Origin of the sequence: Streptomyces sp. NBC_00154, from assembly GCF_026342835.1 — a bacterium.
Classification (GTDB): domain Bacteria; phylum Actinomycetota; class Actinomycetes; order Streptomycetales; family Streptomycetaceae; genus Streptomyces.
The window spans coordinates 502,130-527,010 of sequence record NZ_JAPEMI010000001.1; the positions used below are offsets into that span (position 1 = coordinate 502,130).

At 70.4% G+C, this 24,881-nt stretch carries 21 protein-coding genes; 5 read left to right on the forward strand and 16 right to left on the reverse strand.

The window, feature by feature from the left end; all coding sequences use genetic code 11:
* Positions 1-40: 40 nt before the first annotated feature.
* Together OHA03_RS02170 and OHA03_RS02175 are read right to left on the reverse strand one after the other, a co-directional pair.
* Positions 41-577, reverse strand: a complete 537-nt coding sequence (locus tag OHA03_RS02170; protein ID WP_267000142.1) for an O-acetyl-ADP-ribose deacetylase — start codon at positions 575-577, stop codon at positions 41-43.
* A gap of 36 nt (positions 578-613) precedes the next feature.
* Complete coding sequence (locus OHA03_RS02175; protein WP_267000144.1) at positions 614-2,029, reverse strand: NAD(P)/FAD-dependent oxidoreductase; 1,416 nt, start codon at positions 2,027-2,029, stop codon at positions 614-616.
* Positions 2,030-2,116: 87 nt separating this feature from the next.
* On the opposite strand from OHA03_RS02175, the gene OHA03_RS02180 reads away from it, so the two are divergent.
* Positions 2,117-2,929: a nucleotidyltransferase domain-containing protein gene (locus OHA03_RS02180; RefSeq protein ID WP_267000146.1), complete on the forward strand. Its 813-nt coding sequence runs from the start codon at positions 2,117-2,119 to the stop codon at positions 2,927-2,929.
* 24 nt (positions 2,930-2,953) lie between these two features.
* Positions 2,954-3,379, forward strand: a complete 426-nt coding sequence (locus tag OHA03_RS02185; RefSeq protein ID WP_267000148.1) for a VOC family protein — start codon at positions 2,954-2,956, stop codon at positions 3,377-3,379.
* A gap of 80 nt (positions 3,380-3,459) precedes the next feature.
* Here the strand turns inward: OHA03_RS02185 and OHA03_RS02190 are convergent, their stop codons facing one another.
* The 12 genes from OHA03_RS02190 to OHA03_RS02245 form a co-directional block, all read right to left on the reverse strand.
* A complete protein-coding gene (locus tag OHA03_RS02190) occupies positions 3,460-4,287 on the reverse strand; it encodes an inositol monophosphatase family protein (RefSeq protein WP_267000150.1) in 828 nt (275 codons plus the stop codon).
* 62 nt (positions 4,288-4,349) lie between these two features.
* Positions 4,350-6,155, reverse strand: a complete 1,806-nt coding sequence (locus OHA03_RS02195) for a gamma-glutamyltransferase family protein (protein ID WP_267000153.1) — start codon at positions 6,153-6,155, stop codon at positions 4,350-4,352.
* Positions 6,156-6,225: 70 nt separating this feature from the next.
* Positions 6,226-7,182 (reverse strand): ABC transporter ATP-binding protein, encoded by a 957-nt coding sequence (locus OHA03_RS02200; RefSeq protein ID WP_267007896.1) that lies wholly within the window; start codon positions 7,180-7,182, stop codon positions 6,226-6,228.
* 71 nt (positions 7,183-7,253) lie between these two features.
* Positions 7,254-8,345, reverse strand: coding sequence for an ABC transporter ATP-binding protein (locus OHA03_RS02205; protein ID WP_267000155.1), 1,092 nt, complete (start codon positions 8,343-8,345; stop codon positions 7,254-7,256).
* The gene (locus OHA03_RS02210; protein WP_267000157.1) at positions 8,342-9,232 is read right to left on the reverse strand and encodes an ABC transporter permease; all 891 of its coding nucleotides are present in this window, start codon (positions 9,230-9,232) and stop codon (positions 8,342-8,344) included. Before OHA03_RS02210 ends, OHA03_RS02205 begins: the two co-directional genes overlap by 4 nt.
* The gene (locus OHA03_RS02215) at positions 9,229-10,182 is read right to left on the reverse strand and encodes an ABC transporter permease (RefSeq protein WP_267000159.1); all 954 of its coding nucleotides are present in this window, start codon (positions 10,180-10,182) and stop codon (positions 9,229-9,231) included. The genes OHA03_RS02210 and OHA03_RS02215 overlap by 4 nt, the downstream gene beginning before the upstream one ends.
* Positions 10,179-11,762: an ABC transporter substrate-binding protein gene (locus tag OHA03_RS02220; RefSeq protein ID WP_267000161.1), complete on the reverse strand. Its 1,584-nt coding sequence runs from the start codon at positions 11,760-11,762 to the stop codon at positions 10,179-10,181. The genes OHA03_RS02215 and OHA03_RS02220 overlap by 4 nt, the downstream gene beginning before the upstream one ends.
* 272 nt (positions 11,763-12,034) lie before the next feature.
* Positions 12,035-15,064 carry a glycoside hydrolase family 38 C-terminal domain-containing protein gene (locus OHA03_RS02225; RefSeq protein WP_267000163.1) on the reverse strand — a complete coding sequence of 1,010 codons (3,030 nt, stop codon included), beginning with the start codon at positions 15,062-15,064 and terminating at the stop codon, positions 12,035-12,037.
* A gap of 57 nt (positions 15,065-15,121) precedes the next feature.
* Positions 15,122-16,375 carry a glycosyl hydrolase gene (locus OHA03_RS02230; protein ID WP_267000165.1) on the reverse strand — a complete coding sequence of 418 codons (1,254 nt, stop codon included), beginning with the start codon at positions 16,373-16,375 and terminating at the stop codon, positions 15,122-15,124.
* 53 nt (positions 16,376-16,428) lie between these two features.
* Positions 16,429-17,289 carry a carbohydrate ABC transporter permease gene (locus OHA03_RS02235; RefSeq protein WP_267000167.1) on the reverse strand — a complete coding sequence of 287 codons (861 nt, stop codon included), beginning with the start codon at positions 17,287-17,289 and terminating at the stop codon, positions 16,429-16,431.
* Positions 17,286-18,155, reverse strand: coding sequence for a carbohydrate ABC transporter permease (locus OHA03_RS02240; protein WP_267007897.1), 870 nt, complete (start codon positions 18,153-18,155; stop codon positions 17,286-17,288). Before OHA03_RS02240 ends, OHA03_RS02235 begins: the two co-directional genes overlap by 4 nt.
* A gap of 133 nt (positions 18,156-18,288) precedes the next feature.
* On the reverse strand, positions 18,289-19,575 hold the full coding sequence (locus tag OHA03_RS02245) for a sugar ABC transporter substrate-binding protein (protein ID WP_267000168.1): 1,287 nt from the start codon (positions 19,573-19,575) through the stop codon (positions 18,289-18,291).
* Positions 19,576-19,983: 408 nt separating this feature from the next.
* On the opposite strand from OHA03_RS02245, the gene OHA03_RS02250 reads away from it, so the two are divergent.
* Together OHA03_RS02250 and OHA03_RS02255 are read left to right on the forward strand one after the other, a co-directional pair.
* Complete coding sequence (locus tag OHA03_RS02250; RefSeq protein ID WP_267007898.1) at positions 19,984-21,006, forward strand: LacI family DNA-binding transcriptional regulator; 1,023 nt, start codon at positions 19,984-19,986, stop codon at positions 21,004-21,006.
* A 132-nt stretch (positions 21,007-21,138) separates the two neighbouring features.
* Positions 21,139-22,269, forward strand: coding sequence for a PP2C family protein-serine/threonine phosphatase (locus OHA03_RS02255; protein ID WP_267007899.1), 1,131 nt, complete (start codon positions 21,139-21,141; stop codon positions 22,267-22,269).
* Between the two features lie 130 nt (positions 22,270-22,399).
* Here the strand turns inward: OHA03_RS02255 and OHA03_RS02260 are convergent, their stop codons facing one another.
* Complete coding sequence (locus tag OHA03_RS02260) at positions 22,400-22,786, reverse strand: ATP-binding protein (RefSeq protein ID WP_267000169.1); 387 nt, start codon at positions 22,784-22,786, stop codon at positions 22,400-22,402.
* Between the two features lie 345 nt (positions 22,787-23,131).
* Between OHA03_RS02260 and OHA03_RS02265 the strand changes: the two genes are divergently transcribed.
* Positions 23,132-23,548 carry a hypothetical protein gene (locus tag OHA03_RS02265; RefSeq protein ID WP_267000171.1) on the forward strand — a complete coding sequence of 139 codons (417 nt, stop codon included), beginning with the start codon at positions 23,132-23,134 and terminating at the stop codon, positions 23,546-23,548.
* Positions 23,549-23,697: 149 nt separating this feature from the next.
* Here the strand turns inward: OHA03_RS02265 and OHA03_RS02270 are convergent, their stop codons facing one another.
* Positions 23,698-24,702: a LuxR family transcriptional regulator gene (locus OHA03_RS02270; RefSeq protein ID WP_267000173.1), complete on the reverse strand. Its 1,005-nt coding sequence runs from the start codon at positions 24,700-24,702 to the stop codon at positions 23,698-23,700.
* Positions 24,703-24,881 lie beyond the last annotated feature (179 nt).

Sequence of the window (24,881 nt, forward strand, 5' to 3'; positions counted from 1 at the left end):
ATGGGTCACCGGACACGTGGGGGCTGGCGAGAAACCGACATCAGCCTTTCGCTGCCAGGACCTCTTCGAACTCCACGAACGCATGTGCGTCGAAGAGCACGAACCGCACCTCCTCGACCGGCGCGGCAGCCTCCGCCAGCACGGTACGGACGGCGATGCGCGCCCCGTCGTCCATGGGCCAGCCGTAGATGCCGGTCGAGATGGCGGGAAAGGCCACGGTACGCGCGCCCAGCTCGGCGGCCACCCGCAGCGATTCGCGGTAGCAGGAGGCCAGCAGCGCGGACCGGTCCTCGGCGCTGCTCCAGACCGGTCCCACCGTGTGGACCACCCATCGGGCGTCGAGCCTGCCGGCGGTCGTGGCGACCGCCTGGCCGGTGGGCAGCCCCTTTCCGTACTGCGAGGCGCGCAGCTCCCGGCACCCGGCGAGGATCTCCGGACCGCCTCGCCGGTGGATGGCTCCGTCGACCCCGCCGCCGCCGAGGAGCGAGGAGTTCGCCGCGTTGACGATGACATCGGCGGACTGCTGGGTGATGTCACCGCGTACCAGGGTGACGGTGACGGCCTCAGGTGTGTGCATGTGGCCATGATGCCGTCACCGGGCGGCTCCGGTGGGTCAGGCCGCCCGGAGTCGTCGCCAGACCGCCTTCGCCGCATGGTGACCGGACATCCCGTGCACCCCGGGTCCGGGAGGGGTGGCCGAGGAGCACAGGAACACGGCCGGGTGCGCCGTCGCGTAAGGCACGCGGGCCAGCTTCGGCCGGATCACCGTCTGCAGTCCGGCGAACGCGCCGCAGGCGATGTCACCGCCGACGTAATTGGCGTTGCGCACGGCGAGTTGTGGCGGACCGGCGACGGCGCGGGCGAGCACCAGATCGCGGAAGCCGGGCGCGAACCGCTCCAGCTGCCGCTCGATGACTTCGGTGGCGTCACCCTCCCAGCCCGCCGGGACATGCCCGTACGCCCAGAAGACGTGACGGCCCTCCGGCGCGCGCGACGGGTCGAAGAGGCTGGGCTGCGCGGTGATCAGGAACGGCACGCTCGGGTCGCGGCCCGCCACCGCGGCGCGCAGCGCGCCCTCGATCTCACCGGCCGTGGGACCGACATGGACCGTGCCGGCCCGCCGTGCCTCCTTCGCGGTCCAGGGGACTGGGCCCGACAGGGCATAGTCGACCTTGAAACAGGAGGCGCCGTACCGGTAGCCGCGGTAGGCGTGACCCAGTCCGGCGATCCGGGCGAGGGCGGTCGGCGAGGTGTCGAAGACGTAGGCGCGCGCGGGCGGGAGCTCGTCGAGGCGCTTGACCTCCGTGCCGGTACGGATCGCGCCACCCAGTTCGCGTACGTACGAGGCGAGGGCGTCCGAGATGGCCTGTGAGCCGCCGCGCGGCACCGGCCAGCCGTTCTCGTGCGCGGCGAGCGCGAAGAGCAGCGCAATGCCGCCGGTGGCGATTCCGCTGGTGGGAGCTATGGCATGGGCGGCGAGCCCGGCAAACAGGCCGCGCGCCTTCGCGCCCTGGAACCGGCGGGATAGCAGCGTGGCGGGCTGGATCGCATGCAGTCCGAACCGCGCCCAGTGGTACGGATCGCGCGGCAGCCCGTCCCACGGGGTCCGCAGGAAGTCCTGGGCGAGCGTGTCCCAGTGGCCGAGGTACGGGGCGAGCAGTCTGCGGTACGCCCCCGCGTCCTGCGGCCCCAGCGACATGGCGCTCTCCCCCACCGACCCGGTGAGAATCGCGGCGGAACCGTCCGGGAAGGGGTGGGCGAGCGCCAGCTCGGGCTGGAGCCACTCCAGGCCGTGCCGGGCGAGCGGCATGGCCGCGAAGGCGGGCGAGCCGATGCCCAGCGGGTGCACGGCGGAACACGGGTCGTGGCGGAAGCCGGGGAGGGTGAGCTCCTCGGTACGGGCGCCGCCTCCGACGGTCTCTGCCGCCTCGAACACCTCCACCGAGAAGCCACGGCGGGCCAGTTCGGCGGCGGCGGTCAGTCCGTTGGGTCCCGCCCCCACGACGACGGCATCGAGCATCGACGGCACCTGCGGACTCCTTTGTCAGCCGACGGCCAAGAGACTCAAGGATATTCCGCCGCATCGACAGCCGGGCCACGGGTAACGTCCGTGCCGATGAACAGGGATTCGGTAGATGTATCACTCATCGGCGACATGGCGGCGCGGCTGGCCGAACTGCCCGGTGTCCGGGCAGTCGTCCTCGGCGGCAGCCGCGCCCGTGGCACACACCGCCAAGACTCCGACTGGGACCTCGGCGTCTACTACCGGGGCGCTCCCGACCTGGCCGCGCTGACCGCACTCGCGTGCGAGGTGACGGGCTCCCCGGTGGAGGTGGCGGGTCCGGGCGGCTGGGGGCCGTGGGTCAACGGCGGTGCGTGGCTGCGGGTCGACGGCACGCCGGTGGACTGGATCCTGCGCGACCTGGACCGGGTCGAGCAGGTCTGGTCCGACTGCCGTGAGGGCCGCTTCGAGGTGGGCATCCAGCCCGGCCATCCGCTGGGGTTCTGGTCCCCCTGCTATCCGGGCGAGGTGGCGCTCAGCCGCGTACTGGCCGATCCTTCCGGTGAACTGACGGAGCTTCAACAGGAGACCCGCAGCTACCCGGAGCCGCTGCGCAAGGCGCTCGCCGACGCCGCCTGGGAGGCGGACTTCTCGGTGGCCGCGGCACGAAAATCGGCCTCCTCCGGCGACACCCTGCATGTCGCACTGTGCCTGTCGAGGGCGTTCGGCATCCTCGTCCAGTCCCTCCACGCCCATCACCGCACCTGGTGTCTGAACGAGAAGGGCGCGCTGGCGGCGGCCGCGCTGTTGCCGCAGACTCCGGCGGACTTCGCCGAGCGGGTGGGCGTGGCGCTGCGGGGGCTGGACGTGGCGGCGGTGGAGACGGCGGCCGCTGTGGTGCGGGATGTGCGGGCAGTGTTCCGGTGACCGGGTCCGGCTTAGGATCCGGTCATGATCGCCGAACTTCAGTGCGTGGTGCTCGACTGCCCCGATCCCGTACGTCTCGCCGAGTTCTACCGGTCGGTCGTGGGCGGCCGGGTCAACGAACCGGACCGCCGGTGGGGGCTCGACGAGAACTGGGCGACGCTGCACACCGACGCCGGTCTCGTCCTCGCGTTCCAGCGGGCGGCGGATTATCGGCCGCCGCAGTGGCCGGACCCGGCGCGGCCCCAGCAGTTCCATCTGGACTTCGGTGTGCCGGACCTGGACGCGGCGCAGGCGGAGGTCGTCGCCGCCGGCGCGACCGTACTCGACGACGGGAGCACGGACGACGTCGGGGAGGCGGACCCGGAGCGGGCCGAGCGGCCGTGGCGGATCTATGCCGATCCGGCGGGGCATCCGTTCTGTCTGGTCCTGCACCGGGTGACGCAGCCGTAGCCCGGTCGTCGCGGACGGCTGTCCGCAGCGCCTGCGCGTCGGCGAGCCGCACCGGGACCCGCCGGTCCCGGTGAGCCGGATCATCCTCCGGCGCGCAGTGCCTCCAGGATCCGCTCGGCCGTCGCCTCGTCGCGGGCGGCCGTGAAGGGCAGGGCGTTGCCGCCGGTGATACGGAACGGGGCGCCCGAGAGCGTGGCCTGCGCGCCACCCGCCTCCGTGACCAGGAGCAGGCCCGCCGCGTGGTCCCAGGCGTACTCCCAGTTGAAGGCGACCGCGTCCTGGTCGCCGCGGGCGACGGCCAGGTATTCGAGGCCCGCAGAGCCGCACGGTCGCGCGTTGATACCTTCGGTGCGCAGCCCGAGCAGGGCGTGCTTCTGGGCGTCGGAGGTGTAGTCGGGGTGCGACATGGCCACCTCGAGCACGGCGCCCGGCGCGGGCGATCCGGAACGCATCGGGACGCCGTTCAGCGTGGCGCCGCGGCCGCGGACCGCGACCGCCATCGTGTCCAGGGCCGCGGCGTACGTCCACGAGGCGAGGAGTTCGCCGTGGTGGGCGAGGGCGACGAGGGTGCAGAAGCCGGGCTCGCCGCGGACGAACTGGCGGGTGCCGTCGACCGGGTCGACGATCCAGACCGGTGCCTCGCCGCCCAGGGCGTCGTACACCTTCGGATCGGCGTGGACCGACTCCTCACCGACGACCACCGAGCCGGGCAGGAGGCGGGTGAGGGACGCGGTGAGGTGTTCCTCGGCGAGGCGGTCGGCGGTGGTGACGAGGTCGTGCGGACCGCTCTTCTCGACGATCTCGTGTGCGGCGAGCTGCCGGTAGCGCGGCATGATCTCGGCGGCGGCCGCTGCGCGGACCGCCGCCTCGACCTCGGTCAGGTCCCCGGCAAGGAAGTCATCGATCATGACTCCAGCTAAGCACGGTCCACCGGGTCTCTGACGACCTGGTCATGACGTGAAGGTGACCGTCAGCGGCCTACGGCGTACCCCTGCATGCCACGCGGGTTCGCGGCGGCGGAGAGAACGCCGGTCTCCGGGTCGCGGGCGACGGCGCACATCCGGCCCTCGGACCACGGATCCCCGACCGTGACGTCATGGCCCCGGCGGCGCAGCTCCTCGACGACCTCCGGGTCCATGCGCTCCTCGACGGTGACGCTGCCGGGCCGCATGCCGCGCGGGAAGAACGAGCCGGGAAAGCTGTCGTTGTGCCAGTTCGGTGCGTCGATGGCGCCCTGCAGGTCGAGCCCGCCCCGGACCTCGGCGCGCAGCGCGACGGCGAGGAAGAAGTGGACCTGCCACTGGTCCTGCTGGTCGCCGCCGGGCGTGCCGAAGGCCATCACCGGGACGCCGTCGCGCAGGGCGAGGGACGGGGTGAGGGTGGTGCGGGGGCGGCGGCCGGGGGTGAGCGAGTTCGGCAGGCCCTCGTCGAGCCAGGCCATCTGGAGGCGGGTGCCGAGCGGGAAGCCGAGCTCCGGCACGACCGGGTTGGACTGGAGCCAGCCACCGCTGGGGGTCGCGGAGACCATGTTGCCCCAGCGGTCGACGATGTCGACGTGGCAGGTGTCACCACGGGTCGCGCCGTCCTTGGCGACGGTCGGCTCGCCGACGCCCGCCGCCGGGATGCCCATGGCGTCGAACCCGTCCTCGCCGGAGGCGACGGCGTGCGCGTGCTCGCTGAGGACAGGGGTGCGGCCGCCGGGGCTGCCGGGGCGCAGCTCGCGCGACGCCTCGTCGGTGATCAGTGCGCGCCGCTCGGCGTTGTACGGCTCCGAGAGCAGCACGTCGAGGGGCACGTCGGCGGCGTCGCCGTACCAGGCCTCACGGTCGGCCATGGCGAGCTTGCAGCCCTCGATGAGCAGGTGTACGTACTCCGCGGAGCCGTACTGCGGGAGCTCGGCAGGGAGCAGGGCGAGCTGCTGGAGGAAGGCGGGGCCCTGGCTCCAGCCGCCGGCCTTGGCGAGCGTCCAGCCGTTCCAGTCGTACGTGGCGGGCGCCTCGTACGACGCGGACCAGCCGGCCAGGTCGGCGGCGGTGAGGGTGCCGGTGTGGCGGCTGCCGCTGGTGTCCATGGTGGGGCGGGCGGCCTGGCGGACCAGGGCTTCGGCGATGAAGCCCTCGCTCCAGATCTTCCGTGCGGCGTCGATCTGAGCGATGCGGTCGTCGCCGCCGGTCTTCTCGGCCTCGGCGATCAGGCGGCGCCAGGTCGCGGCGAGGGCGGGATTGCGGAAGAGCTCGCCCGGCTCGGGGGACTTGCCGCCGGGGAGGTAGACGTCGGCGGAGGACTGCCACTCGGTCTCGAAGAGTTCGCGGACCGTCTCGACGGTCTGGCCTATCCGCTCGACGGGTGCGTGGCCGTCCTCCGCGTAGCCGATCGCGTACCGCAGCACCTCGGCGACGGACTTGGTGCCGTGGTCGCGCAGCAGCAGCATCCAGGCGTCGAACGCACCGGGGACCGCGGCGGCGAGGGGGCCGGTGCCGGGGACGAGGTCCAGGCCGAGGGAGCGGTAGTGGGCGACGGTGGCGCCGGCCGGGGCCGGGCCCTGGCCGCAGAGGACCTGCACGTCGCCGTCGCTCGGCGCCAGGATCATCGGCACCTCACCGGCCGGGCCGTTGAGGTGCGGTTCGACGACGTGCAGGACGAATCCGGCGGCGACGGCGGCGTCATAGGCATTGCCGCCGTCCTCCAGGACGGCCATCGCGGACTGCGAGGCGAGCCAGTGGGTGGAGGACACCATGCCGAAGGTGCCCTGAAGGGTCGGCCGGGTGGTGAACACGGATGCGGCTCCTAGCTACGACGTGCTGTGCGACGTACTTGTGTGTGGTTCGGATCGTATGTACGGAAGGTCAGGAGGCCGCGTCCGGGGCGGTCCCGTCCGCTTCGACGAGGTGACAGGAGACCTGCCGTCCGCCGGGCAGCTCGCGCAGGGCCGGTACCTCGGTGCGGCAGCGGTCGGTGGCGAGCGGGCAGCGGGTGTGGAAGCGGCAGCCTGCCGGGGGATCGAGCGGGCTGGGCAGGTCGCCGTGGAGCACGATGCGTTCCCGGGAGCGCTGCTCGACCGGGTCGGGGACGGGCGCGGCGGAGAGCAGCGCCTGGGTGTAGGGGTGCTTCGGGGAGGCGAACAGTTCGGCGGTCGGGGCCTGTTCGACGATCTGCCCGAGGTACATCACGGCGATCCGGTCGGCGAGGAACTCGACGGCGGCCAGGTCGTGGGTGATGAACAGGCAGCCGAACCCGCGGTCGCGCTGCAGGTCGGCGAGCAGGTTGAGGACGGACGCCTGCACGGAGACGTCGAGCGCGGACGTCGGTTCGTCGGCGACGACCAGATCGGGGTCGCAGGAGAGCGCACGGGCGATGGAGATGCGCTGGCGCTGGCCGCCGGAGAGCTCGTGCGGATGCCGGTCGGCGTGCTCGGGGCGCAGGCCGACCTGGCCGAGGAGCTGCTCGACCCTGGCGCGCGCCTCCTCGCCCCGGGCCTGGCGGTGCAGCTTGATCGGTTCGGCGATGATCTGGCCGATGGTCATGCGCGGGTCGAGCGAGGACGACGGGTCCTGGAAGACCAGGTGGAAGTCCTTGCGCAGAGGGCGCAGGGCGCGGCGCGAGAGGTGGGTGACGTCGGTGCCGTTGATGCGGACGGTGCCGCCGGTCGGTTCGTCGAGGCGTACGGCGCAGCGGCCGACGGTCGACTTGCCACTGCCGGACTCGCCGACCAGGCCGACGACCTCGCCGCGGCCGATGGTGATCGAGACACCGTCGACGGCGCGGACGGTGCCACCGCCGGAGGCGCCGAAGTGCCGTTCCATGGCGGTGATTTCGAGCACCGGTACGTTCTCTCCGGCGCTGCCGCGCGGTGCGGGGACCGTCTGTGCGGTGGTCACTCTCCGGCCTCCTGGTCAGGTGTGTCGGTCGTGTCGGGTGCGGGGGTGGTGTCCGCGGCGGCGTCGGCGCCGTAGGGGTGCCAGCAGGCCGCCCGGTGGAGGGCGTCCGCGCCCGCCTTCGGGTCGATGGCCTTGAAGCCGGGCCGGCCACCGGTGCAGGTGTCGTCGGCGCGGCTGCACCGAGGGGCGAAGGTGCAGGCGTCCGGCTGGCTGTCGAGGCTCGGCACCAGGCCGGGGATCTCGGGCAGCCGCCGCTTGCCCTCGCCGCCGGGCCGCAGGACGGCGCCGAGCAGGCCCTGGGTGTACGGGTGTCGGGCGGAGGCGAACAGGTCGTGGACCGGCGCCTGTTCGACGGAGCGTCCGGCGTACATCACCAGCACCCGGTCGGCGGCGTCCGCCACCACGCCGAGGTCGTGGGTGACCAGGACGATCGCCGTACCGAGCCGTTCGCGCAGCGACTGGAGGACTTCGAGGATGCCGGCCTGGACGGTGACGTCGAGTGCGGTGGTCGGCTCGTCAGCGATGAGTACGGACGGGTCGCAGGCGACGGCGATCGCGATCATCACGCGCTGCCGCATGCCGCCGGAGAGCTGGTGCGGGTACTCGTCGATACGGCGCTGTGGGGCCGGGATGCCGACCAGTTCGAGGAGTTCGACGGCCCTCGCCCTGGCGTCCTTCCTGCTCAGCCCCTGGTGCCTGCGCAGCACTTCGCCGATCTGCCGGCCGATGGTGAGGACCGGGTTGAGCGAGGTCATCGGCTCCTGGAAGATCATCGCGATGTCCTTGCCGCGGACCTTCTGGAGCTCCTTCTCGTGGGCGCCGACGAGTTCCCGGCCGCCGAGCCTGATGGAACCGCCGATGTGCGCGGTGGACGGGAGCAGGCCCATCACGGCCATGGAGGTGACGGACTTGCCACACCCCGACTCCCCCACCACGGCGAGGACTTCGCCGGGGGCGAGGTCGTAGGAGACACCGTCGACGGCGTGCACGGTCCGGGTGTCGGAGCGGAACGACACCGACAGGTCGCGGACGCTCAGGACCGGCTCGCGCACCGGCTCCCGTACGGGTTCGAGAAGGGTCTCGGTCATCGGGTGCCTCCGCGGGGGTCGAGGACGTCACGCAGTCCGTCGCCGAGCAGGTTGAAGGCCAGCGTCGCCGCGACGATCGCCAGGCCGGGGAAGACGGCGAGCCAGGGGGCGGGCGCCAGGAACGACTGGGCGCCGGAGAGCATCACGCCGAGCGACGGGGCCGGCGGCTGGACACCGAGCCCGAGGAAGCTGAGCAGCGCCTCGCCGATGATCGCGGCGGGGATGCCGACGGTCGCCTGCACGATCAGTGCCGAGGTGGCGTTGGGCAGGATGTGCCGGAAGAGCACGGTGCCGTCTCCACCACCGTTGGCGATGGCCGCGCCGACGTAGTCGACGTGCTTGAGCCGCAGGGTCTCGGCCCGGGTGATGCGGATGACTGCGGGGATCTGCGAGATGCCGATGGCGATGGTGGCGTTGGTCAGCGACGGGCCGAGGATCGCGGCCAGGCCGACGGCGAGCACCAGGAACGGGAACGCCAGCATGGTGTCGGTGAGCCGGGAGATGGTGCTGTCCGCGAACCGGCCGTAGTAGCCGCCGACCAGTCCGAGGGGTACGCCGATGACGAAGGCCAGCACGACGGCGACGAGGCCGACCTGCATGGAGGCGCGTGCCCCGTACACGATGCGGGAGAGCTGGTCGCGTCCGAGGTCGTCGGTGCCGAGCCAGTGGGCCCAGCTGGGTTCGGCGAGTACGTTCCCGAAATTCGGCTGGGCGGGGTCGTACGGGGCGATCAGTGGCGCGAGGAGCGCGGCGAGGACGAAGACGGTAGCGATGATGCCGCCGGTGAGGGCGAGCCGGTTCTTGCGCAGGGCGCGGAGCCGGCCGCTGCTGGGCCGCTTCCTGGCGGCCTCCGGGGTGGTGGGGAGCGCTGTGGTCGCGGTGGTCACCGGGCACCTCCGAGCCGGATGCGCGGGTCGATGACCGAATAGACCACGTCGACCAGCAGATTGATGAGGATGTACGCGGCGGAGGTGCAGAGCACCACGGCCTGGAGTGTCGCGTAGTCGCGGGTGAAAACGGCGTCGATGGTGAGCTTGCCGAAGCCGGGCAGGACGAAGATCTGCTCGGTGACCACGGCGCCGGAGATCAGATGGCCGAGCTGGAGACCGAGGACGGTCACGACGGTGACGAGCGAGTTGCGCAGGGCGTGCCCGCCGACGACGGACCGCTTCGACAGCCCCTTGGCGCGGGCGGTACGGACGTAGTCGGCGGAGAGCGAGTCGAGCATCGCGGCCCGGGTCTGCCGCATCACGACGGCGGCGAGTCCGGAGCCGAGGACGATCGCGGGCAGCACCATGCGGCGCAGGTTGTCGATCGGATCGGTGCCGAACGGTACGTAGCCGGAAGCGGCGAACACCGGGACGGCGATGGCGAATCCGAGGACCAGCACGATGCCGAGCCAGAAGGTCGGGACGGAGAGGCCGATCAGCGCGATGACGTTGGCGAGCCATTCCTCCGGCTTGCCGCGCCGCACGGCGGCGACGACTCCGGCGCCGATGCCGAGGACGACGGCGAGCAGCAGGGAGAGCGCCGCCAGTTCCAGGGTGACGGGCAGGGCCTGGCCGATGGCGTCGGCGACCGGGAGGCCGGTACGGGAGGACGTGCCGAGGTCGCCGGTGAGGGCGTGGCCGATGAACCGCCCGTACTGCACGACGATGTTGTCGTTGAGCCCGTACGCCTCACGGATCGCGGCGATCGCCTCGGGGCTGCGTTCCTCACCGGCGAGGGCGAGCGCCGGGTCGCCGGGCAGGGCCCGGATTCCGGCGAACACCACGATGGAGACGAGGAAGAGCGTGATGAGGGACTGACGAAGGCGCGCCAGCAGGTATTTCGTCATCGGGTGTACCCCGCAGTCTTGACCCGGACCAGACCGTCGCCGTAGACGCGGATACCCGCGACGGACTTGGTGGCGACGACGTAGTTCTTCTGCCGGTAGAGGTAGATCATCGTGTGGGCGTCCTGAACGCGCCGGGTCAGCTCGTTGTAGATCTTGGTGCGCCGGGCCGGGTCGGCGACGGTGCGGCCCTCGTCGATCAGCCGGTCGATCTCGGGGTCACCGAGGCCGTAGGCGTTCATGGCGCCCGCTGTCCTGAGGAAGTTGGAGACGTTGCCGTCCGGGTCGAGCCGGCCGGACCAGCCGCTGGTGAAGACGTCGTAGTGCCCGGCGTCGGTCTCCGAGAGCATGGTGGCGTACTCGGTGGGCCGCAGGGAGAGGTCGAAGCCGGCCTCCTTGACCATGGCCTGGAGGACCTGCCCGACGCGCCCCTGTTCGGGGGTGGTGGAGGTCTTCAGCTCGATCTTCACCGGGGTCTTCACCCCGGCCTCCTTCAGCAGCTTCTTCGCCTTGGCGACATCACGCCCGGGACAGTCCTGGGGCTTGACGCCGGGGGCGATGGCGGACTGCGGGGAGATCGGCCCACAGGCCGGCTCGTACATGCCCTGGAAGACGACCTTGTTGAGTGTCTCGCGGTCGATGGCGAGCTCGAACGCCTCACGGACCCGGACGTCCCGGGCGATCGGGGTGTCGAGCTTGCCGGGCTTCTTGCCGAGGCCGTGCACATTGCCGACGTTGAGTCCGATGCCCTGGTAGCCGAGTGACGGCGAGTTGAAGAGCTGGAGCTTGGGCTCGGTCAGCGCGCTCCGGACGTCGATGGGGCCCATCTGGTCGCCGACCTGAAGGTCGCCGGAGCGCAGGTTGGCGAGCCGGACGTTGCCGTCGGGGATCGGCTTGTAGATGACCCCGTCGAGGTGGACCTTGTCCGCGTCGTAGTAGTTGGGGTCCTTCTTCAGCACGATCCGGTCGCCGCCGACCCGCTCGACGAACCGGAACGGTCCGACGCAGGACGGGTGGTTCGTGAAGTTCTTCCCGTACTTCTTGAGCGCGGTCGGTGACATCACCATCCCGGCCCGGTCGGCGAGCACACCGGTGAGCGGGACGTACGGGTGGTCGAGTTCCATCCGCACGGTGTACGGGCCGGTGGCCCGGATGGACTTGACCGGGGCCAGCTCGGTGCCGCGCGCGGAGCCGGGCAGATCGCGGTGTCGCAGCAGCGAGGTGACGACGGCCTGGGCATCGAGCCTCGTGCCGTCGCTGAACTTCAGGTCGTGGCGCAGCCGGACGGTAACGGTGCGACCGTCGGCCGAGGTGGCGGGCAGTGCGACGGCGAGCTGCGGCACGACCACGCCGTCCTCGTCGATGTCGTAGAGCTTCTCGCACATGCCCGCGAAGACCGTCCGGCCGACGAGGGTCTGGGCCAGGGTGGGGTCGAGTTTGTCCGGGTCGGAGTTGAGAGCAACGGTGAGTGTCCCGCCGTCGCGTACGGACCGTTCGTCGGTTTTCCGCACACCGCCGACTTCGGTCGCCGAGGACTGCAACGACGCGCAGCCCGAGGTGAGGGACACCAATGCAACTGCCACCAGGGCAACCGCTTTTCGGCGCACGAGGGCCTACCTCCCGCCAGAGGGTGATCAAGGAATACCGCCGACCGTATTTCGCATACAGTCCGCGGGGCAAGGGGGGTGTCCATATAGCGGACGGTTTTCACTGACGATCGGATAACGGAAAGGTGTAGGACACACACGGGCCGGGCGGATTGACCTGGATGCCCTGTTACGACATCGAGGCCAGTCCGCCCGGCCTGTTTCCGCCGGTCCGTCGGGGCCCTACCCCCGCCCCGTCCCGGCCCCGCTCAGCGGCGCGTCAGTCGCACCGTGACCAGCTCGAACGGGCGCAGCGACAGCTGTACGCCCCCCTCCACCCGCACCGGCACGTTGCCCTCGGCGAGCGGCCGCTCCAGCAGGTCGGTCACCTTCGGATCGGCGAACTCGAAGCCGATGCCGAGCCGGACCCTGGCACGGCCGCCGGTCGACTCGTAGAGCCGTACGACGACATCGCCGCTCGCGTCGTCCGCCAGCTTGACGGCGCTGACCACGACCGCGTCGTTGTCCACGGTCACCAGCGGCGCCACCGTACGGTCACCGGCGACCCGGCGCTCCGGCAGGTTGATCCGGAAGCCCTCACGGACCGCGTCACCGATCGTGGCGCCCGGCGCGAGCGCATGGCGGAAGCGGTGCACGCCCTGGTCGGTCTCCGGGTCGGGGAAGCGCGGGGCGCGCAGCAGTGAGACCCGGACGGTGGTGGTCGTCCCGGCATTCGAGTCGCGGACGGTACGGGTCACGTCGTGGCCGTACGTCGAGTCGTTGACGAGCGCGACGCCCCAGCCCGGCTCCTCCAGGTGGACGAAGCGGTGGTTGCAGGCCTCGAACTTGGCGGCCTCCCAGCTGGTGTTGGTGTGGGTGGCCCGGTAGAAGTGCCCGAACTGGGTCTCGGAGGCGTACCGCTCGGCGTGGATGTCCAGCGGGAACGCGGCCTTCAGGAACTTCTCCGTCTCGTGCCAGTCGACCTCGGTGTCGATGTCGAGCCGCTTGGCGCCCGGGGAGAGCGTCAGCACCTGGGTGACCCGGGAGTCGCCGAAGCTGCGGACGATACGGACGCCGACCGCGCCCTCGTCCTCGACGGGGGTGAGCTCGTCGAGCTCCGTCAGATCCGTGACGGTGTTGCGGTAGAACGCGTCGACGTCCCAGGCGTCCCACATGTTCGGGAAGTCCGGGTGGATCTGCAGCAGGTTCGCGGCCTGCCCGGGCGCCACGGTCTCGCGCTCGGCACCGATGTCGTACGCGGACACCACCAGGCCGCGGCCGTCGATCTCCACCTGGAGCAGGCCGTTGTCGAGCACGTAGCCGCCGCCCTCGCGCGGTGCCTGCCGGCCCGGGCTGCCGACCGTGACGGCCCCGGCGCCACCGGCCGGAACCCCGCCGCGGGTGTGCGGCGCGGAGTTGAAGACAAGCAGCTCCGCCGATGCGGGGTCCCCTGCCAGGGCGCGCTGCGCGGCGGCGACGATGCCGTTCAGTTCATCGGCGACGGCCGCGTACGTCTTCTCGGCCTCGCGGTGCACCCAGGCGATCGACGAACCGGGCAGGATGTCGTGGAACTGGTGCAGCAGCACCGTCTTCCAGATCCGGTCCAACTCCGCGTACGGGTAGGGGAACCCGGTGCGCACGGCGGCGGTGGCGGCCCACAGCTCGGCCTCGCGCAGCAGGTGCTCGCTGCGACGGTTGCCCTGCTTGGTCTTCGCCTGGCTGGTGAGGGTGGCGCGGTGCAGTTCCAGGTAGAGCTCGCCGACCCACACCGGGGCGTTCGGGTACTCCGCCTCCGCCTTGGCGAAGAAGTCGGCGGGCGTCTCCCAGGTCACGGTGGCCGACCCTTCGAGGCTGCGCATCCTGGCCGCCTTCGCGACCATCTCGCGCGTGGTGCCGCCGCCTCCGTCGCCCCAGCCGGTCGGCGCGAGGGAGTGCCGGGCGACGCCCTTGTCCTTGAAGTTCTTCGCCGCGTGGGCGATCTCGCTGCCCTTCATCGAGCAGTTGTAGGTGTCGACGGGCGGGAAGTGGGTGAAGATCCGGGTGCCGTCGATGCCTTCCCACTGGAAGGTGTGGTGCGGGAACTTGTTGGTCTGGCTCCACGAGATCTTCTGGGTGAGCAGCCACTTGGAGCCGGCGGCCTTGATGATCTGCGGCAGACCGGCGGCGAAGCCGAAGGTGTCGGGCAGCCACGCCTCGTCGTTCTCGACACCGAACTCGTCGAGGAAGAACCGCTTTCCGTGCACGAACTGACGGGCCATCGCCTCGGAGCCCGGCATGTTCGTGTCGGACTCGACCCACATGCCGCCGGACGGCACGAACCGTCCGTCCGCCACGGCCTTCTTGACCTTGGCGTAGACCTCGGGGCGGTGCTCCTTGATCCAGGCGAACTGCTGGGCCTGGGACATCGCGAAGACGAAGTCGGGCTCGTCCTCCAGCAGGGCCGTCATGTTGGACGTCGTGCGGGCGACCTTGCGGACCGTCTCGCGCAGCGGCCACAGCCAGGCGGAATCGATGTGCGCGTGACCGACGGCGCTGATCCGGTGCGCGGACGGCTCGGCGGGGGCCGCGAGGACCGTGGCGAGCTCGGCGCGGGCGGCGGCCGCGGTGCCGTTCACGTCCTGCAGGTCGACCCTGTCGAGAGCCCGGCCGACGGCACGCAGGACGTCCCAGCGGCGGGCGCCCTCGACCGGAAGTTCCGCCATGAGTTCGCCGAGCACCTCCAGGTCCTGGACGAGGTTCCACACGTTCTCGTCGAAGACGGCGAGATCCATCCGGGCGAGGGTGTACTGCGGTTCGCTGCCCGCGGTCTCCTTGTCACCGAGCTGCGTCGGCAGAAAGGGGTGGTAGTCGAGTATGACCGGGTTGGATGCGGCCTCGATGTGCAGCAGCACGTCCTCGCCGCCCGCGACGGGGGCGCCGATGCGCACCCACTGATTGCGCGGGTTGAGGCCCTTCACCGGGGTGCCGTCGGGCCGGTAGACAAGGCCCTCGCACTGGAAGCCGGGCATGTTCTCGTCGAAGCCGAGGTCGAGGAGCGCCTCGACGGTGCGGCCCGCCCATGCCTGCGGGACGGTTCCGGAGACCCGGAACCAACTGGTGCCCCAGGGCGCGCCCCACCGGTCGCCGACCGCGATGGACACGGCCGGGGCCGCGAGGCCCTCGGCGACGGGGACGGGCTCACCCGGCGCGGTCCAGACCGCGACGTCCAGCGGTACGGACTCCGGGTGGACGGCAGGCCGGATGCGCTCGTCGAGAACGCGCTTGAGGCGGGCTTCGACCAGGGTGCGGTCGTCATGCATGAGGGTGACTCCGTGGTGGGTTGGGGTGCGGGTCCGGTTGCGTGGGGCCGGGGTGCGTCAGCGGACCTGGTCCGGGGTGAGGACATCGGTGATCCCGCGGGCGGTCAGGTGTTCCTTGTTCCCGGCCTGGCTCGCGAGGACGGCGGTGGGCCGGACCCCGTCCGCGGTGAGCCGGGCGAACGCCTCGAAGAACGCGCCGCCGGGGGCGCATGTGGAACGCCGGGGCGCGGTGTCGTCGTCTCCGGTGTCGACGACAAGTGCGGTGGTGCGGGGCGCCGGGCGGTACTCCGTGCCCCGCCGGTCCGCCACGATCCCGGCGATGGCCTCCCCGGCCGGTTTGACCTGCCGGTCATTGGTCAACAGGCCCAGGCTGTATTCGAGTTCGGGGAAGTCGGCCAGCGACCGGGACACGTCGTGGGAGCACCACCAGGTGATGCCCCACACGTCCTCGCAGTCCAGGGCGTTCGCCACGGTCGCCTCGGTGAACGCGGCCGCGTGCTCGGCGGGAACGAGCGGAGCCGGGGCGCCGACCTCCTGCAGCCAGACGGGCCGGTGCGGGTCGGTGGCCCACGCCTTGGACAGTTCGATCAGATAGGCGGCGTGGTGCTCGGTGGCGGTCCCGGTTCGGCCGTGCCGTTGGGCGGTGCCGTTGAAAACCCACGAGTGCACGGCGGTGACCGCGCCGATCCGGGCCGCGTGGGCGGGCGTGAACGCGTGGTCGTCCTGATACCAGGCGGCGTCGTACTCGGCGTGCAGATGGAGCCTGCCCGGCGCTCCCTCCTCGCAGGCGTCGAGCAGGGTGCGCAGCCAACGACCTGCCTGTTCGGGGGTGATGATGTCCGGGTCGGGGTGCGGGGGGCCGGAGAACTGATTGATCTCATTGCCCAGCGTCATACCGAGGAAGTTCGGTCGGTCGGCGAGGGCTGCGGCGAGCGTTCGCAGGTATTCGACCTGGCCCGCCACCACGTCCGGGTCGGTGAAGATGTTGCGCCGGTGCCAGGTCTGCGTCCATGCGGGCAGGAAGTCGAAGCTCGACAGGTGTCCCTGCAGTCCGTCCACATTGACGTCGAGGCCGCGCTCGGCCGCGGCGTCGGCGAGCTGGACGAGCTGCTCGACGGCGCGCGGCCGGATCAGGGTGCGGTTGGGCTGGAAGAGCGGCCAGAGCGGGAAGACCCGGATGTGGTCGAGGCCGAGGCCTGCGATCGAGTCCAGGTCGGCGCGCACGGCGTCGAGGTCGAAGTCCAGCCAGTGGTGGAACCAGCCCTGGCTGGGTGTGTAGTTGACGCCGAAGCGCAGCGGGGAGTGAGGCATACGGTACGGGTGTCCTGGTTCTGTGGTGCGAAGGGGCGGGAAAGGCCGGGCGGTCAGCCCTTGACGGCGCCTTCGCCGACGCCCCGGAAGAAGAAACGCTGCAGGCAGGCGAAGAGCACGATGAGCGGGAGCACGGCGATGATCGTGCCTGCGGCGACGAGCCGTTCGTCGTTCGCGAACGTGCCGTGCAGATAGTTCAGCCCGATGGTCAGGGTGAAGTTCGCCGGGTCGCTCAGCACGATCAGCGGCCACAGGAAGTCGTCCCAGGCCCCCATGAAGGCGAAGATCGCTACGACGGCAAGGGTTCCTCTGACCGAGGGAAGGGCGACCCAGAAGAACCGCTGCCAGACATTGGCACCGTCGACGAACGCCGCCTCCTCCACCTCGTGCGGAAGGTTGAGGAACGCGTTGCGCATCAGCAGGACGTTCATCGCGGCGACGGATCCCGGCAGCAGCACACCGATCAGGGTGTTGTTCAGACCGAGCTCACGCATGGTGGTGAATTGGGCGATGATGATGCCCTCGACGGGTACGAGCATGGCGAGGATGAACGCCAGCGTCGCGGCCCTGCGCCCCCGGTACCGCATCCTGGCCAGCGCGTAGCCGGCCAGTGCGGAGCCGACGCAGTTGGTGACCACATTGGCGGTCGCCACCTTGACGGAGTTCAGCGCGTAGTCCCAGACCGGGATGGTCTCGGCGACCCGCGTGTAGTTGTCCAGGGTGGGGTGGCCGGGGAAGAACTTCGGCGGGGAGCTGAAGATGTCCTCGCCGGGCCCCTTGAGGGAGGTCGAGAGCTGCCACAGGAACGGTCCGACGGTCAGCGCGAGTACGGCGAACAGCAGGACGTATCGCAGCAGGAGCTGCCATACCGGGATGCGGCGGCCGTCGGCGTCGGTGAGGGGCAGGATGCTCATGCGTCCTCCTTGCGGTCGGCGCGGAGCACCAGGAGCATCAGGGCGACCGTCACGACGAAGATGACGACGGAGATCGCGGAGGCATAGCCGACCCGCCCGGTCAGTCCGGTGCCGACGCGCTGGACCAGCATCACCAGGGTGGTGTCCTCGCCGGCCGGGCCGCCGGAGGGACCTGCCATCAGATAGACCTCGGAGAACGCCTTGAAGGCGGCGACCGACGCCAGCGCGCCGACGAGGACCATGGTGGAGCGGACGGCGGGAACGGTCACGGTGAAGAACCGGCGAACGGCGCCGGCACCGTCCACGGAGGCCGCCTCGTGGAGTTCCCTGGGGACGTTGGCCAGCGCGGCCAGATAGATGATCATGTAGTAGCCGAGGCCCTTCCAGACCGTGACCGTCATCGCGCTGAGCAGCAGCAGCCACTGGTCGCTCAGGAAGCCGACCCTGCCGATCCCCACCGCCTCCAGTACCGCGTTGACCAGCCCCCGGTCGTCGAGCATCCACACCCAGATCAGCCCTACGACGACGATGGAGGCGACGACGGGGGTGTAGAAGGCGGAGCGGAAGAACGTGATGCCGGGGATGTTCCGCTGGACGAGCATCGCCAGGAGCAGCGGCAGGAGAACGAGGGCGGGGACGACCCCGACCACGTACAGCGTGCTGTTCCGCAGCCCGATCCAGAACATCTCGTCGTGGATCAGCTCCTGGAAGTTCGCCAGGCCGACGAACTTCCCGGGCATCAGCGTCCGGCGGTCCGTGAAGGCGTTGACCAGGGTGCTGAAGAACGGGAACAGGCTGAAGGTTCCGACGACGAGCAGGCCGGGGGCCGCGAACAGCCACGGGCTGGAGGGGAGATGGCGGCGTATCCGGTGACCGGGGAGCCGGCCGGACCGGCGGTCGCCGGGACGTGCGCCCCGGGCCGCCGGTACCGCTGTGCCGCTGTCCCGGATCGGCGGAGATGCCGTGGCCGATTTCACGAGGGGGGTCTTCACAGGGGGCTCAGCTCTGCTGCAGCAGCCGGTCGCAGGCCTTGACAGCGTTGTCAAGAGCTTCCTTGGGGCTCTGCTTGCCCTGCAGCGCCTTCGCCACCTGGTTGCGCAGCTCGGTCTTCATCTGGTCACTGAAGAGCACCGGCGTGTAATTGACCGCCGTTTTGAGGGACTTGGCGGCGGCGATCCGGACCCGGGTCACGTCGGTGCCGTCCTCCTCGGTGAAGTACGGGTCGTCGAGGGATCCGGCGGTGCTCGGGAAGATGGCGACCTGCTTCGCGAAGTCCATCTGCCGCGTCGCGTCGGTCACGTAGTGGGCGAAGGCCACGGCCGCCGGCTTCTGCTTCGTCTGCGCGTTCACCATGACGCCCATGACGTACATGTTGGCCTTGCCGGTGCTGCTGATCTGGTCGGTGATCCCGATGTTCTTGTAGAGACTCGGGGCCTGCTTCTTGAAGTTCTCCAGGTCGAGTGCGCTGCCCGGGTTCATCGCCACGGACCCGGTGAGGAACTTGTGGCCGGACGACTCGGGGGTCGCCGTCAGCGCCTGCGGGTCGAGCGCCTTGGCGTCGTACAGCTCCTTGTAGTGGGTGAGCAGTTCGACACCCTTGGCGTCATTGAAGGCGAAGCCCGTACCTTCCTTGTTCATCAGCTGTCCGCCGTAGCGGCCGAAGTCCTCGATGGTGGGCACGTTGGCCAGCGTGGCGACCTTGCCCTTGCTCTTCGTGGCCAGTTCCAGACCTGCGTCGAAGAGTTCGTCGTAGGTGGTCGGCGGCTTCTCGGGGTCGAGTCCGGCGTCCTTGAAGAGGGACTTGTTGTAGAAGAGCGGTCCGGTGTTGAGGTACCAGGGGAAGGCGTAGGTCCCTTCCATGCCCGGTATCCGGTGGCTCTGCCAGGCGCCCGGCAGGTACTCCTTGCGGTACTTCGCCGCCGCCTTGTCGAGGTCCAGTGCGAGCCCCGCCTTGGCCAGTGGTGCGACCAGGTCGGGCGAGACATTGACGACGTCCGGCAGCGTGCCGCCGGCCGCGTCGGCACTGATCTTGTCCGCGTAGCCCTCGGCCGGCCGGTCGACCCACTTGACCTCGGTGCCCGGGTACTTCTTCTCGAAGTCCGCGATCACCCCGTTGAAGTAGTCCTTGAAGTTCGCCTGCAGGTTCCAGGTCTGGAAGGTGATCTTTCCTTCGACCTTGCCGGAGGCGTCGGACGAGCTGTCGCCGGATCCGCCTCCGCACGCGCTCAGCGGCAGGACGGTGGCGAGTACGGCGGCAGCGGCTACTGCTCTGCGGGAGATACGCACGGTGAACGGCTCCTTTGCTCGGACCAGGCGTGCGGACGACAGGCCGAGGCCGATGACGCTCCGGCTGCGTACGCCCAGCAGACCTTCCAATGCACACGGCGCAAAGTCAATACATTCGCTTGAAGTTAGCCTCAACTTTCCAGATACTTGCAGGTCAGAGCGGTATATGGAGCTATTGACGACGCTTGACTAATGCGCTTTAGAGGTCCTGCACTCAAGCGCATTAGTTGACCGAGCACTTCGGTCGACCAAAGCGCCGGCAAGGCTTACGATGCACCGGGGGCGAGTGAGCACCACGCCTCCCAGGAGCGACGGGGAACGCAGGAAGAGGGGCACCGGGTGACACCGAAGGGGCTGCCGGCCGAGGAGACCCGGCCGGCAAGGCGCACACCCGCGCGACGGCCGACCATGAAGGACATCGCCCAGCGCGCCGGAGTGTCGGAGAGCGCGGTCTCCTTCGCGCTCAACGACCGCCCCGGCGTCTCGGAGATCACCCGGGACCGGATCCGGCGCGTCGCCGAGCAGTTGGGCTGGCGGCCGAGCACCGCCGCCCGCGCACTGTCGGGTGAGGGGTCGGCCACCGTGGGGCTGGTCGTGGCGCGCCCGGCGGCGAGCCTGGGCGTGGACTCGTTCTTCCTCCAGCTGATCTCCGGCATCCAGGAGGTGCTGGCCGAGCGTCAACTCGGGCTGCTCTTCCAGGTGGTGGAGGATGTGGAGGCCGAGTGCGCCGTCTACCGGCGCTGGTGGGCGGAGCACCGCGTCGACGGGGTGCTCGTCGTCGATCCCCGTACGGACGACCCCCGCCCCGGCCTGCTGGACGAACTCGGGCTGCCCGGAGTCGTGATCGGCGCTCTGCCCGGCAGCGACACGGGTCCGCACCCGGGGCTCTCGCAGGTACGCGCGGACGATGCGGGCGCCATGGCGGCGATCGTCGGCCGGCTGCACGAGCTGGCCCATCGGCGCATCGTGCACATCGCGGGGCTGCCTTCCCTCGCCCACACCGACCGGCGCATCCGCTCCCTGCGTATCGAGGCCGACCGGCGCGGGCTGGCCGAGGCCCACTCGGTGACCACGGACTACTCCGACACGGAGGGCGCGGCCGTCACACGCAGAGTCCTGGAACGGTCCACGCCGCCGACCGCGATCATCTACGACAACGATGTGATGGCCGCAGCCGGAGCCACGGTCGTCGCGGGCCTCGGCCGCTCCGTTCCAGGCGACGTCTCGGTCGTGTCGTGGGAGGACTCCGCGCTGTGCCGGCTGACGGTGCCCTGGCTGACCGCGCTGTCCCGGGACACGGTCGCGTTCGGACGGATCGCCGCACGCGAGCTGACCGCACTGCTCGACGGCGGTGCGGCCCGCACCGTGCAAGTACCGCTGCCCGGGCTGATCGAGCGCGGAAGTACGGCACCGGCGCCCGGCGGCCCATGAGGCGGGCGGCATGGCTGACGACTGACGCCCGTACCTCTATGGGGTGTCTCATACGCTGCCTGAGCCCACCGAGCGCCTGTGTCCCATCAAGCTCGATGGGTGCTTCGTCACGATATGATGCGCTTTGTGATCATGCCCGGGCAGCTGTGGCGCCGTCGTCCTCCCTACGGCGGCCGGTGGGAAGCTGCTCCACTGGCACCGGTGATCCTCACCCTCCTCATCGCCGGCCTGGCGTTCTCCACACCGAGGGAGATCGCCGTCAGCCGCCTCCTGCCCGCCGCACCCGCCCTCGCCGCCGCGATGTGGCCCGTACTCCCCACGATCCTGCTGGGGACGTTCTGCCTGCTGGTGATGTTCGGTCTCAGCCTCGTGTACACCGACCTGGGGACGCCGTACACGGGGGCTGCGATCGTCGCGGTCACCCTGGCGGCCGCATACGCAAGCCATGTCCGACTCCAGCGGGAGGAGGCGCTCTTCCAGATCCGGCTCGTCGCCGACACAGCCCAGAAAGTGCTGCTGCGCCCGCTGCCGCACCGCATCAAGAACATCGAGATCGAGTCGCTGTACCTGGCGGCTCAGGAGCAGGCCCGGATCGGTGGCGACTTCTATGAGGCGGCCGACACACCGTACGGGGTCCGGCTGCTCATCGGCGACGTGCGCGGCAAGGGCCTGTCCGCGGTGGGGGCGGCCTCGGCGGTGATCAGCTGCTTCCGGGAGGCCGCATACGACGAGCCCGACCTGAGGGGCATCACCCATCGCCTGGACACCAGCATCAACCGCCACAGCGCCACGTTCCCCGCCCACGATCTGCCGGAGCGCTTCGCCACCGCTCTTATCGCCGAGATCCCGCACGGCGGCGGCCACGTCAGGCTTCTCAACTGCGGACATCCCCCGCCGCTCATCGTGCACCTCGGGGAGATCCGCGTCCTGGAGCCCACCACTCCCTCGCCACCCCTCAACCTCGCGACACTGATCGGGGACCACTACTACGTCGACACCGTCGCCTTCGCCCCGGGCGACCAGCTGCTCCTCTACACCGACGGCGTAACGGAGACCCGGGACCGCACCGGCGAATTCTTCCCCCTGCCGGACTGGATGCGACGGCAAGGCCCGACACCGCCCCGCGAGCTGCTCGACCGGCTTCACCGGGCCCTGCTCCACTACAGCGGCGGAAGGCTCGACGACGACATCGCGGCCCTCGCCGTGCGGCGCCCGCCTACCCACACTCCGGGAACACCCCATGCAGGTGGCTGGAAGCCGTAGGTGAGCCTCGCCGGCCCGCCGACAGCGGTACGCCACGCCCCGACGCGGCGCACTGCCGAGTCTGAGCGGCGCCGTCCCCGGTGCCGGCGGGCCGGCTCCGAACGGTCCGTGGTCGCCGTGGTCGTCGGGTTCACGCTGCGACGGTGAGGCTGGCCCAGATCCACTTACCGTGGCTGTCGGCGACGCAGCCCCAGGCGTCCGCGAGTGTGTCGATCAGGTGCAGGCCACGGCCGCTCTCGGCGTCCATGTCGGCCGTTCCGGTGGCGACGGGGGTGTGGGTGCTGGTGTCGCGGACGGCGCAGACGAGTTCGCCGGAGGCGTCGTCGTGGTCGAGGAGGACCCGTACCTGTTCGCTGTCGGTGTGCTCGACGGCGTTGGCGACCGCTTCGGAGACCAGCAGCTTCCCGTTGTCGGCGACGTCACCCTCGGGGACCAGCGCGGCCAGGGCGCGGCGTGCTTGGCCGACGGACCTCTTGCAGGCAGGTAGGTGCAGGTCGGCAAAGCGTCGGACACGCATCAAGAACACTCCAGGAATCGTCGGGCCAGGGAGCGGTCCTGCGGTCCTGTGACCGCACCGCTGCCGCCCGGTATGGGCCCCCGATGTGTGGTGCGTTCCCCCCATCTGATCTCCACGGTAGGAGCCGGGCCCCTCCCGGCGGATCGGTCGTTCGGCTGCGCCGGGGGCAGACGAAAGTACGACCCACCCGCCGCCGGCCGGCGGCCTCTGCTGCGGCACGGCCGTCCCGAGGCGGCCCCACCAGGGAAACGCCCCCGGGAAGGACGGCCACTGCGCCACCCACGAGGATCATCCGGATGCACGGCGAACACGGTCGGCCGGACGATCTTCCCCGCACGGTCCGGAGTGCCGCGCATCCGCCGTCTCACCCTCGCCATCAGCATCGTCGCCGCCGTCGGCGGCGGTCTCCTGGCCCCCACAGTCACCGCCCTCGCAGCCGAACCCGGAACGCCCACAGCAGGAGTGACAGCCGCGGCCGACACCTGGGGCATCGACGCGACGCACGACCCTTCCCTCGCATTCGAGCCGATCGACACGGACGGGGTCTCCATGGGGAACCAGAACGTCATGGTCTGCATGGGCACCAAGAACATCGGGCCCTTCACCGACGGGACCAAGGCGGTACTCCTCCCCACCGGCAGTGGTGGCAGTGGGACGTCTCCTGCCGGAGACGGCGGTGGCGCCGGTGCGGGTGACGGGTGCACCGAAGCCGACGCCGGAGGCGAGCACCGACATGAACGGCGGCACGGCGGTGCGGGCTGAGCACACCGTGGGTGACTCGCCGGGTGATACGGGACTGCGTCACCGACGACCCGTAGCACCAGCGCGCAACACGGAAGAAGCGTCTGCACCAGGACTCACGCGAAATTCAGTACGGTCCCGGAGCAGGCGCCGAGTACGGCCGCGCCCTGCTACACCCAACCCCGGCGAGCGGCCTGCCATGCCAGTTGCATGCGTGTTGCGGCGTCGGCGAACGTCATCAGCTGCTGGATGTGGCGCTGGACCGTGCGTCGGCTCAGGCCCATCTGGGAGGCGATCGCCTTGTCCGCGACACCTGCGACGAGCAGGGAGAGCAGCCGTCGGTCCGTTGCTGACAGGGGGTCGGCGCCGACCACTCCGTCGGTACCGCTGACCGTTCCGGAATCGTCGACGTGCAGGGGGACGGCATCGTCCCAGTAGCGCTCGAAGAGCGCGACGAGCGCCGCCAGCAGGCTGCTGTCGCGTACCAGGGCGGTGGTGGGTTCCTCGGGGCTGCCGTACGGACCTCCCGGCACGAGGGGGCAGATGGCGATGGCGCGATCGGACACGGCGAGGCGCAGCGGCAGATGGGGTACTGCGCGGGCGACTTCACCTGCCCGTACTCCCTCGATAACGTTGTCCACGGCCCCGTCGTCGTCGAAGAACGCCTTCTCGTAGAGGACGCGATAGCGCACACCGCGCGCCAGGGCGTCGAACTCCTCGCTGTTGCTGCCCGAGGGCATGGCCACGTACTGCGCCTTGCAGAACCAGAGCATTTCGTCACGGGTGTCCGCCTGGATGCGGCGCAGGTGCTGGCGCAGTGCGTCCGCCCCGGTGATCACCTCGATGAGCTGGTCGGCGTCGCTGCGGCGCATGGTGTCCCGGTAGATCTCCAGCAGTCCGGTGGCCGTGGCGCGGGCATGGTCGAGGGCATCGGCCTGCTGTTTGAGCCTGGGCATGAGCGCCACGTCCGGCGGCGTTGCCCGGTAGAGCCTCGGTACTCCGTCGGTGTGGCTGGCCAGCCCCTTGGCGGTCAGTGCGGTGAGTATCTGTTCGGCGTCCGCGATGCCGAGACCGGACCGTATCGCGAAGTCGTGCGCGGAAGCCCGGCCCATCGTCACCAGAATCCGGTAGGCGGACTCCTCGGCATCGCTGACTCCGGCGGCTTCCAGTGTCACGGTGTTCTCCTTGATACCACCCACCCAACGGTTGAATACCGTACTACACCCCTCGAGTGGGGCGGCAGGTGGGCGGACATGCTCAACGTCCGCAACTCTGTCATGTGCTGGAGTACTGCCGTTACTGCCCTGGGCGCCGGTAGGCGCGCTGCACGGTCTGCCGGACGCCGGGGCAAGTT